This is a genomic window from Dellaglioa sp. CoH-57-MRSF-22 (assembly GCF_056781895.1).
This window is the reverse complement of the sequence record NZ_JBXAXT010000117.1, coordinates 1-381: the sequence shown is the minus strand read 5'-3', so window position 1 is coordinate 381 and position 381 is coordinate 1. Positions and strand designations below refer to the sequence as shown.

The window sequence follows — 381 nt, the reverse complement described above, 5'->3', positions numbered from 1 at the left end:
GGATTCTGGTGCACGAGGATCATGCGCCGGTTCGTGGGTATCGCGTGCCGATCGAAAATGATTACGATCTGGATCGGCTGTGCACCATCGTCTTCTGCATGCCGGGATGGGTGCGTACGGGCCCGCAGGACGTGGAGCGTGCCGGAGTACCGGTCGAGGAATGCGCAAGTGTCACTGACCTCATGAAGTGTGTGCGTACTGCTAATGCCGAGCGCGAACGGGGCAAACCGCGAGTGGTTGAATATGTGCTGGAAAAATATAGGATTGGGGCCGAAGAACACATCAACCTGTACAGCGTCAACCTGTATCATGGTGAGAGTCGTGTGGAATTTGAGTCACGGCTCGCGTACTTCGATAACTTCCTGACGATCACACATGGGG

1 protein-coding gene is annotated in these 381 nt (G+C 55.6%); it reads left to right on the top strand.

The genetic code is table 11. The features are described from left to right. Window positions 1-381 (top strand): hypothetical protein (locus tag AC1RPR_RS08455; protein ID WP_481763508.1); only part of this gene is annotated, 381 nt, incomplete at both ends.